Source organism: Clostridium sp. AF29-8BH, assembly GCF_003478145.1.
Classification (GTDB): Bacteria; Bacillota; Clostridia; order Lachnospirales; family Lachnospiraceae; genus Otoolea; species Otoolea fessa.
On record NZ_QUEL01000033.1, the window covers coordinates 17,101 to 27,213 of the forward strand.

8 protein-coding genes and 1 pseudogene are annotated in these 10,113 nt (G+C 38.0%); 8 read left to right on the forward strand and 1 reads right to left on the reverse strand.

Going from position 1 to position 10,113, the window contains the following annotated elements; all coding sequences use genetic code 11:
• Positions 1-75 precede the first annotated feature (75 nt).
• The 7 genes and pseudogenes from radA to DWZ16_RS14295 all read left to right on the forward strand — a co-directional run.
• Positions 76-1,479: a DNA repair protein RadA gene (gene radA / locus DWZ16_RS14265; protein WP_117795810.1), complete on the forward strand. Its 1,404-nt coding sequence runs from the start codon at positions 76-78 to the stop codon at positions 1,477-1,479.
• 465 nt (positions 1,480-1,944) lie between these two features.
• Positions 1,945-3,294 carry a tyrosine-type recombinase/integrase gene (locus DWZ16_RS14270; RefSeq protein ID WP_118523089.1) on the forward strand — a complete coding sequence of 450 codons (1,350 nt, stop codon included), beginning with the start codon at positions 1,945-1,947 and terminating at the stop codon, positions 3,292-3,294.
• 654 nt (positions 3,295-3,948) lie between these two features.
• The gene (locus DWZ16_RS14275) at positions 3,949-4,386 is read left to right on the forward strand and encodes an HU family DNA-binding protein (RefSeq protein ID WP_118523090.1); all 438 of its coding nucleotides are present in this window, start codon (positions 3,949-3,951) and stop codon (positions 4,384-4,386) included.
• Positions 4,387-4,678: 292 nt separating this feature from the next.
• A complete protein-coding gene (locus DWZ16_RS15600) occupies positions 4,679-4,846 on the forward strand; it encodes a DUF5659 domain-containing protein (protein ID WP_182427379.1) in 168 nt (55 codons plus the stop codon).
• A gap of 184 nt (positions 4,847-5,030) precedes the next feature.
• A complete protein-coding gene (locus DWZ16_RS14280; protein ID WP_118523091.1) occupies positions 5,031-6,038 on the forward strand; it encodes a hypothetical protein in 1,008 nt (335 codons plus the stop codon).
• Between the two features lie 367 nt (positions 6,039-6,405).
• Positions 6,406-7,692 (forward strand): hypothetical protein, encoded by a 1,287-nt coding sequence (locus DWZ16_RS14290; RefSeq protein ID WP_118523093.1) that lies wholly within the window; start codon positions 6,406-6,408, stop codon positions 7,690-7,692.
• Between the two features lie 276 nt (positions 7,693-7,968).
• A pseudogene (locus DWZ16_RS14295) lies at positions 7,969-8,145 on the forward strand (type II toxin-antitoxin system HicB family antitoxin); the annotation flags it as partial.
• 321 nt (positions 8,146-8,466) lie between these two features.
• Here DWZ16_RS14295 and DWZ16_RS14300 read toward each other — a convergent pair.
• On the reverse strand, positions 8,467-8,751 hold the full coding sequence (locus DWZ16_RS14300) for a helix-turn-helix domain-containing protein (RefSeq protein ID WP_118523095.1): 285 nt from the start codon (positions 8,749-8,751) through the stop codon (positions 8,467-8,469).
• Positions 8,752-8,894: 143 nt separating this feature from the next.
• Here DWZ16_RS14300 and DWZ16_RS14305 point away from each other — a divergent pair, with 143 nt between their 5' ends.
• Positions 8,895-9,590, forward strand: a complete 696-nt coding sequence (locus tag DWZ16_RS14305; RefSeq protein ID WP_118523096.1) for a hypothetical protein — start codon at positions 8,895-8,897, stop codon at positions 9,588-9,590.
• Positions 9,591-10,113: the final 523 nt, after the last annotated feature.

Genomic DNA, 10,113 nt, shown 5'->3' on the forward strand with positions numbered 1-10,113 from the left:
GAAGCCGGTTTCCGCCATGCAGCGGCTTTTTGTGTAATAAGAAATATGAGAAGAAGTGTTTGGAAAGGAATCAGCATGGCAAAGGCAAAATCAACGGGATTTTTCTGCAGGGAATGCGGTTATGAATCTTCCAAATGGATGGGGCAGTGCCCGGCGTGCAAGGCGTGGAATACGATGGTGGAAGCGCCGTCCGCACCGGCATCATCCGGTACGGCAGCAGGGCGGTATGCGGCAGCGGCTTCGCTGACGGCGGCACCGGGGAAACGGGTTGGCGCGCAGGCAAAGCCGGTCAGCTTAGATGAAATTGAGCTTTCCGATACGGATCGGACGAGAACCGGATTTGCAGAACTTGACCGGGTGCTTGGAAGCGGCGTGGTGCGTGGCTCCCTGGTGCTGGTCGGCGGAGATCCGGGAATCGGAAAATCAACCCTGCTTCTGCAGGTCTGCCGGAACCTGGCAGGACAGGAACAAAAGGTTTTATACGTCTCCGGCGAGGAGTCATTAAAACAGATCAAACTGCGGGCAAGCCGGATCGGGACGGTGCGCGGACCACTTTCGTTCTTGAGTGAGACGAACCTGGATACGATCGCGGAGGTGATCCGGGAGGTACGCCCGGATGTAGTCGTGATCGACTCGATCCAGACCATGTTTATCGAGGCGGCAGGTTCCGCACCGGGCAGTGTCAGCCAGGTAAGAGAGTGCACCGGCGTCCTGATGCAGCTCGCAAAAGGACTGGGTGTGACAGTCTTTATCGTCGGTCATGTGACGAAAGAGGGCGTTGTGGCGGGACCGCGTATGCTGGAACATATGGTCGATACAGTGCTATATTTTGAGGGCGATCGCCATGCGTCCTACCGGATTCTGCGGGGAGTGAAGAACCGTTTCGGTTCGACCAATGAGATCGGCGTGTTTGAGATGCGGGAGGAAGGACTGGCGGAGGTGCCGAATCCATCCGAATTTATGCTGGAAGGGCGCCCGGCGGAGGCATCCGGTGCGGTGACTGCCTGCTCGATGGAGGGAACCCGCCCGATTCTTCTGGAAGTGCAGGCACTGGTGTCAAAGACGAATTTCGGACTGCCGCGGCGGACGGCAGCGGGCGTCGATTACAACCGTGTGAACCTGCTCATGGCAGTGTTGGAAAAACGATGCCGTTATGCCCTGTCCGGGTACGATGCGTATGTCAACATTGCAGGCGGCATGAAGATGAACGAGCCGGCGCTTGACCTTGCGATCGTGATGGCGCTGATTTCCAGCTATAAAGACCGTCCGCTGGACGAGAAAACGATCGTATTTGGCGAGGTCGGACTCTCCGGAGAGGTGCGCGCCGTCTCGATGGCAGAGCAGAGAGTCCATGAGGCAGTCAAGATGGGATTTACAAGATGCATTCTTCCGATGGTCAATGTCAGTAAATTGAAACCAAGGTCGGATATCCGGCTGGAAGGGGTGGCAAATGTGCGGGAGGCGATTGGGCTGCTGTAGGTTGCTTGGATTTTGGGAAAATTTAAGAAAAATAATATTAGCGTAATGTGAGTAACAGCAAATTTGTCTCAGTGGGAGTTAGGTCTCCGACTGAGATAAAGCTCCGCGAGGATGCGCAGTGATTCTGATAGGAATATGTCAGCTTCTCTGACCAGAATCACGCGCCAAGTCTCATGGACGTTCGACTTGAATGTTTAAAAAAAACAAAAAAACGCCAATGACTCATCTCTGAATCACTGACGCCTTTAGAAGCAGGGGAAGAGGGATTCGAACCCCCATTAACGGTTTTGGAGACCGTGACGAACACCCTGAAAGTATTGTAAAATAAAGGATTTTTAGAATCAGTGACATTTTCAGTGACAGTTCTAATATTTGGTACTGATGGTCTGTTTCTACAATGTCTTTTTCCTATGTGATGTTTGGAACACCAAGAACTTCATTATATTGTTGAGAAAGGTGTTGCTTATGACGGAGAAAGAATTGGAAAAGAAAATCGAATCCACAGACAAAAAACTTGCGAAGATGAAGTTACCGCGAGGGGAAGGAAAGATTACATGGAAAAATAAGGCTACTTGTTACTTGGAGTACAAGAAAACATTGGCATTGCCAGATGGTACATCTAAAAGAATTTCTGCATATGGATATAGCATTGAAGATGTAATAGATGCTATGCGAAAAAAAGAAGTAGATACCTTGCAGGAATGGCAGATTGGACAAAGACCAGTATTTTCATTAAATAGAAAGCGTCTGACGAACAAAGTAATTCTTGCTGATGCCATCAAACATTGGTTTTACAAATTCAACTATCTGAATAAGAGAGGCAGGACATTTGACAGAGAAGAATCCACATTGAAGAATCAGATTCTTAAACAAACCAGCTTTGCCAATATCCAGATTCGTGCCATCACGGATGAAGTGATCCAGAACTTTCTATCGGAGCTGATGAAGAAATACTCATATTCCACGGTAAAAAAGACGTATGAGTTGTTAGATCGGTTCTTTCGATACTACTATTCAAAGGATGTGAATAACAATCCTATGACTACGGTGGTTAAACCTAAAGAAGTGGATGTAAATAAGGTATCTGTCCATCAGACGAAAGATATTCGATGCTTTACACCCGATGAGATAGAACGATTCGTTCATGAAGCATCCGTAATCTGGTCTACAGGAAAGCCAAGATACAAATTTGGAGAAGGACTGATCTTTATCATGTACACAGGGTTACGTTTTGGAGAAGCAGTTGCATTGACATGGAAAGATATAGATGAGAAAAACGGATATTTGAATGTCAGTGTAGCAGAATCCTACGAATTGAAGCGAGATGCTAATATGCAGTCAACAGGACAGCGGATCAAGAAAAAAGACAAGCCTAAAACAAAAGCTGGTGTCAGAAAAGTATATCTTATCTCCAAGGCACTGTACCATTTGAGACGTTTGAAAGAATTGCAGAAACCAGATTCAGAAGATGAGTATATTTTTGCAACAGGACTACACGCACCAGCGGTCAGTTATTACAACCTGCATCGAGCATTTAATCTGATCTGTAAGAACAGCGGAATAAAAGAGATAGAAGAATCGGTTGGTCTACATACCCTTAGACATACATTTATTTCTCTGCTGTGTAGAAAGAACATAGACAAGATGGTAATAGCAAGTATTGTAGGACAGGCTGACACAAAGACGATAGAACGTGTATATTATCATATCATACAGGAAGAAAAGGATTTAGCTTTATCTACGCTGGATGAGAAGGAATATGTAATGCCAGATAAGATTTCTTCTCCATCCCAACTTTCACGGTTTGAATTGTAAATAATAAAGATAGGGAGTATTCAGCGATGGATAGTCCCTATTTTTATGTGGGGGGAAATCCCATATGCGTCCATGTGGACGGAACCAACTTCAGACAGAATCAAATAAGGGTGTCATGTTTCGCTACTCCCTTACAAAAAGACCGTAATACTTCCTATGGAGTCGCAAATTGCTACGCCTGTAGATTTTTCGCAGTTTTGAGAAAAACTCTCATATTATGCCAAAAGGGTGTCGCATTTTGCTACCCCATCTCAAGTACCAAAATGGTATCCGAGTCTCAATGATAAAACGGTGTTGAGCATCCATCATAATTTCTTAGTTCATGCCATTTCTGGTAAAATCTATCCTAAATTCATCAAAATTCCTTAAAATTATCAAAAAACCCAAAAAACACAACGAGTTTTCCCTTATATACCAACGTTTTTTGAACCCGATGAAATCCATGTTTCAAATCACATGAGATAGGACAAATCAATCTATTATCCCAATCAAAATCCATATATGCCTCTGTAACGCACCAGAATCAATTTTAAACCACTTTACACATTAGACAGTAACTTTACCAATGAATCAAATAAAATCCAACCACAGGTCAAATATGAAGCCTATAAGAACCTGCTACCACAGCTAAAAGAAGAAAAGGAGTGATACACGATGTACAACAAAATTAATACGGGTCAAGTCTATAAAAAAGAAATAGTTTCCAAAATAAAAGAAAAAACCGGATTCTGGAAGAAAGATATTGAGTTAATGTTACTGGCTTTAGGAGAAGTAATCACAGAAGCAGTAGAAGAAGATAAATCTATTTCTCTGAAAGGAATCCTCACAATTACCCCCATAATGACGAAGGACAGACTGAGATACAACCGATATAAGGATGAGATTGTTCAAGAGCAAGGACACCAGAAAGTAATTATCACAGCAGGAGAACAGCTAGATAAAGCAGTTGTGAAGTCATTAGAACGAAAAGAAAGATTGGAAGAAGAAAAGAAAGCTAGGAAAAGAATCTATAATCAGACCTATTATCAAAATAGAAAAAAGAAGAAAGCGGAACAAAAACAATCAGAATCTAAGGGTAAGTCTAAATCATGATTCAGCGCAATTTCGCGCTCTATTCCGGTTGAAGAATTAAAAATGAATATAATCAGATGAAAAGTTGTCACTCCTTGAGTAATACATATTAAGTTGTCCTTGCGGACAAGAATCTGGATCTTGGGATGAGATATTTCAAATTTGTCTCTTGAGAAGGACATATTAAATGATTTTTAAAAGTGATAACTTTTGAAAAATGAAAAAGTGAATATAGTAGAGAAGGATATTGTATGTGCTTCAGCATAGACAACTTGATCTGTGTAAATCAAAAGACGAAAAGGAGAACGAAATTATGTACTTATGTAGAAGAATGAAATTGTGTGGATTCTTATTAAAAAAGGGATTTAACTATGAGAAGATTATTGCTGATAAGTATAACCCTAGATATAATTGCTGGCTGTTTAAGAATACACCAGAATTAAAAAATGCAGTAGAAGAATATTATGCACAAATCAAATAGATAAGAGTTCAACTTCGATAGAAGTGAAAAATATTATCTTTTACTTATTATTATGTATTATTTATACTGTAAAAGTTCCAGCAAAAAAGTGTTGTAGTTTTTGAAGTGTAACTGCCTTTGCCCAACAAAAAAATGTTGCAACTTTTACTCCAAGAAAAATTTAAAGAACGAAAGAGCGAATGGAATGAAAAATTTATTTATTATTAAGAAAATAACAGAGAACAAAGAACTATCCGATCAAGCATTTGTTGTATGGTGTGGACTTAGGAATATTATGCAAATGGATAAAGTGGAATATTTTATATCTTATAATATGATTGCACATTCTATATTCAAACGTGTACCTAACAGATATGAATTGACTGCGATTAAAAATGGTTTGGAAGAATTGCTAAATAAAAGAATGATTAAGATTGAAACAACATACAGCAAGTCAGAGATGGTTTTGAATTTGACAAATTTATATTATAAAAAAGATGATGGATTCTTCGCTGATTTATCAGAGGATGAAATGCATAAAATAATGAATCTTAGTGGTAATTTTGACAGATATAAGTTGCTTCGGTATTTTACCTGTCAGATCGGTTCTTTTAATAGAAGTGAGGATATGGGTAAATATAAAGGAAAACTTGGTGGAATGGGATTGGACTATTTTGCAAATCTAATATCTATAAGTAAGCCTACGGTTATCACTTTTAATAAGATTTTAGAAGAAAATAAAATTATGTTTATCATAAGACATAAAGATTTCTTTCAAGGCATTGCACATAATGGCAGTGGTGAATTAAGAGAGATACCTAATACATATAGCAGATGGTGTGATAAAGCATTAGCGGAAGCGTATTCAGAGAACATTCATGGATATAAGTATAATGAAGCTAATAAGAATAAAAAGACAGAAAGGGCGAACAAGAATCGTTCGTTGGGACAAAAATTACATTATTTTGCTACAGAAATGAAAGAGTATTCAGAAGATGAAATAAGAGAACTTTATGCTTATGCAGTAGACAAAAATAAAAGATTAAAAAGGGATTATGATTTGAATGTGGAGAAAGGTTATTCTGCGGATGAACCAAAATATATTGATATGAGTATTTTTAATGAATATGATTACCTTGAAGCAGATTCCCAAAATGGGAATACGATCGAAGAAATGTTAGATTTTTCTATTGCATCTGATGTAGTAGCCTAGATAAGGAGAAAAAAGAGAGTGAATGAAGCACATAAATGTACATTACAATTACGATATTCCAGAGTGTAACTGGATCATCAAACAGGGAGCAAAAGTAATTGGTTGTGGGAATCATCCCATAACAGGAAATACGTTTATTGTTTTCCAAGTGACAGATTTTTATAAATCTCTATGTGAAACATATAGAGCAAAACATAAAGAATAATTCAAAGAAATATTTCAAAATTTAATATCATATAAGTAATTGGGACAGTATGAAATCATACTGCCTTTTTTATTGTTCAAATTTATCGGAACGCTGTTCTTGCGTTCTGTCTATGGCTGAAATAAGCCGTCTTATTTTTATTCAAGGAGGAATTTAATAACTATGTCTAATATTAATAAAACTGAAAATTTAGAAGAAACAAGAGTATGTAAAGAATGTGGTCGGGAATTGCGGATGAGTGAGTTTAGAACCAAAACAATAGGATGGACAACACATACATATCACGTTTGTAATGAATGCTTTAAGGATAAAATGCTAACTGCACGTAAACAAAATTTCTATGAAAAAGGTATCACTCTATATAAGTCTGATAAATCCATGAGAACGGTTAGGAAATATAAGGCTGTTCATCCATCCAGAATTTTACCAGAATCCGTGTCTGGAATAGAATCAATGGCATCAGATGAAGTATTTGCCCGACTGCTTGATTATAAAGATACATGGGTATCAAATTATGGCAGAGTGATAGAGAAGAGACAGGACAGCTATCAGTTGCTTAAATCCACCTGTTCCAGAGCAGATAAGGAGTTATATTATACTCTCAATAAGAATGTATACAACGAGAAGAAAGAAGAGTGGGGATATAAGAAGTTCAAAGTCAGAGCGTGTGATCTAGTGATTCAGACGTTTATTGTGAATGAAGATATGAAGAATAATATCGCCTGCTACCATCGTAACGGCGATAGACAAGACAATTATTATAAGAACCTCTATCCTGTGACGGAAACGCAGTATGAAGCCATTGAAACTGAATATTTGAAGAATGATACAATTTCAGAAGATAGGATCATGAAGATTGTGAATGATATGAAATATAAGGCTGACGGTTGGAATCCTTGGTATTATCGCCGGAGTTTTGAAGGAGTAGGTTATCTGGGGACAGATGATGTTGACTATTATTCTGATGCATATAACAGATGGACAAACATGATCCAGAGATGCTACAACTCAAAGATTCATGCGTACAAGCCATATTACAAAAATACAAGAGTCTGTGATGAATGGCAGAACTTTTCCAATTTTAAAATCTGGTATGATGAACATTATATTCCGGGAAATGCGATTGATCTTGATAAGGATCTTCTGTGCAATGAAGCTAATATATACAGTCCAGAAACGTGTTCATTTCTTTCTCATTATCTGAATACGGTATTTGAGGACAGAGAAGCACCTAACACCACTCTGAATGATGATGGGAAGTATGAGGTCAGTATAATGATTTTAAATAAGAAAATTGACTTGGGTATATATGATACAGAAGATGAAGCCAAGAAAGGTGTAATTGAGGGTAAAAAGAATTATATTGATGAACTGGCAGAGAAGAGTAGGGGGAAAGTCCCAGATTGTGTGTATGATGCTATGAAGAATTGGAAGGTTAAGGTGTCTTAGAAATAGATACTTTAGTTTGCTAAAGTGAATAATTAAAAAACGTAATAATATCAATAGATCACTTTAGTGTGATAGAGTATGACAAAGATATAACAATGTCAATAAAAATTGGTAAAATGCTTTAGTGCACTGAAGTGAAGATATAATACATAAGGGCATATTGGATGTGATAATATATCTGATATGCCTTTTTTCGCCGTTTTGGGGTGGTATATGATAAAAGATATTGACACCATATATGACACCACCTAGAATGTAGGCAGGAGGCGAAGAATAATGAAAACGCTGAATGATTATATGGCAATGTCCTATCGTATGGAAATTGTAGAAGATAAGGATGAGGGTGGATTTGTGGTTTCCTATCCAGATTTGCCCGGATGTATTACTTGTGGCGAGACATTAGAATCCGCGATTGAGAATGCACAGGATGCGAAAAAAGCATGGATTGAAGCTGTAAAATAGTAGATGAATTTGGAATATGTTATATGCCAAAATTTATGTTGCATTTGATACTTCTTTTGGGTATAATATTAATGAGGATAATTATATCCTTTTTCATCACATTATGAGTCCTGTGACTGTTCCGACAGGACGGTAAACAAAAAGTGACAGAGCGATGAGAGGTGTGACGGTTCTGACACCTCGGTAAAATAAAAGTGACCGAGTGATGAAAATTTTAACAAGGAAAGAAATGAAGTATAGGGGATATTGGATAGAAAAATCCGGTATACCCTATTTTTTACGTTTTTTTAGTATGGTAGCAGGAGAGAAGAATTAATTTTGTTTCATAGCTTTTATGAGATTCAGTAGAGCATCGACCTCTGGTTGTGTCAGACCAGAAAGATCTAGTTCATGTCTTCGCTCAATTCCAAGTAGAAAATCCGTGGTAACATTAAATATTTTAGCAATCTGGATCAGCACATCATAGGATGGTAGACGTAAGCCTGTTTCATATGCGCTGATAACTGATTTTGTAAGCTGGAGTTTTTGTGCAAGCTGTGCCTGTGTCAGATTATCTCGTAGGCGCAGAGTCTTTAATGTGTTTCCAAAATCAACCATTAGAATACCTCCTGCTGCCATGATACTATAATTAATGTATTCTATTGGTTGATTAAATATTTATTTAGTTGACAAAAATTAAATATATAGTAAAATTGTATGTAAGAAAGCAAAATTTCTAATAAATTGGAGGAGGGTATCATATGAAGAAGGTATTATTGAAAACTTTTGCTGTAGCAGGTTGTTTGTCTCTGCTGGCATCAGTTCCGGCATTTGCAGGATGGGAGAAGACGGATGATGGTTTGTGGCATTATTCGGATAATGGTTCTTATATGACAAATGCATGGAAATTGGACGGTGGAAGCTGGTTCTATCTGAATGAGAATGGGACACTGGCACTTAGTCAATTTGTTTCTGGGGATGATGGTAGTCTTTATTATGTCAATGCTGATGGACAGATGGTAGAAAATCAGTGGATCAATATTGGCGGAACATATTATTATGCTGGCAATGGCGGAGCAATTTTAAAGAATACTACAACGCCAGATGGTTATTATGTAGATTCTAATGGTGTATGGGATCAGAGTATTGCACAGGTACAGGGAGAAACAGAAGGTCAGTCACAGCAACTAGAAGTTCTGGATGAATTAAAACCAGCATTGTGGGAGGCTGTTAAGGCTGAAGCTAAGAAAGAATTGAAATATAAAAATACAGCAATGTTTCCGGAATGGAATGACGAAGGAATTTCATATAGTATACATCCGAAAAATGGAAAGTATATTGTCAAAGGTTGGTGTCAAGCAAAGAATGGATTTGGAAATTATTTGGAAACAAAAATTTATTCAGCTTGTGAAAAACAAGGTAGTGGTTATCGTGTGACAGTGTATCTTAGCAATTAATAATATATTTAATCTACAGTCTGAGAGAGCTAAAATATTTAGCTCTCTTTTTACAAATTCCATCTAATCTATGGTATAATTCTAATATACGATTGCAAGTTTAAATCATACAGGGGGGTATACATATGAGCAACAATTTTCCTCATGATGGAGAGCATGGACGAAATTGTACAGGCTACGGATGTGATTGTGATGAAAAGAATTAAGGATCGCGTGGTTATGGCGGTGGAGGTAGTTCTAATAGCGGATGTGGATTTTTAATATGGATCATTGTTGGCAGTGCTGTTGGAGCATATAATGAATTACTTGGCGTAATTGTCCTTATTGTTGGTGCGTTTATTTTGTTGATGTGTAGGTAATTATAAATGGGAAAGAAAAAAGCTAATAATGCAGTAAAGATATTAGAACCTAAATGCTCTAAATGTGGAAAAAAACTAAGTTATGGAAAATATATATCCGCTCGAAAAAAAGAAATTCCAATATTACACTGTGAAAAATGTAAGCTGTATTATTGTGGTAAAAC

Bases quoted from the DNA above. Each gene is read 5' to 3' on its own strand.
- DWZ16_RS14270 (WP_118523089.1), top strand. From the start codon at position 1,945: ATGACGGAGAAAGAATTGGAAAAGAAAATCGAATCCACAGACAAAAAA.
- DWZ16_RS15600 (WP_182427379.1), top strand. From the start codon at position 4,679: ATGTACTTATGTAGAAGAATGAAATTGTGTGGATTCTTATTAAAAAAG.
- DWZ16_RS14305 (WP_118523096.1), top strand. From the start codon at position 8,895: ATGAAGAAGGTATTATTGAAAACTTTTGCTGTAGCAGGTTGTTTGTCT.
- DWZ16_RS14290 (WP_118523093.1), top strand. From the start codon at position 6,406: ATGTCTAATATTAATAAAACTGAAAATTTAGAAGAAACAAGAGTATGT.
- DWZ16_RS14300 (WP_118523095.1), bottom strand. From the start codon at position 8,751: ATGGTTGATTTTGGAAACACATTAAAGACTCTGCGCCTACGAGATAAT.
- DWZ16_RS14275 (WP_118523090.1), top strand. From the start codon at position 3,949: ATGTACAACAAAATTAATACGGGTCAAGTCTATAAAAAAGAAATAGTT.
- DWZ16_RS14280 (WP_118523091.1), top strand. From the start codon at position 5,031: ATGAAAAATTTATTTATTATTAAGAAAATAACAGAGAACAAAGAACTA.
- radA (WP_117795810.1), top strand. From the start codon at position 76: ATGGCAAAGGCAAAATCAACGGGATTTTTCTGCAGGGAATGCGGTTAT.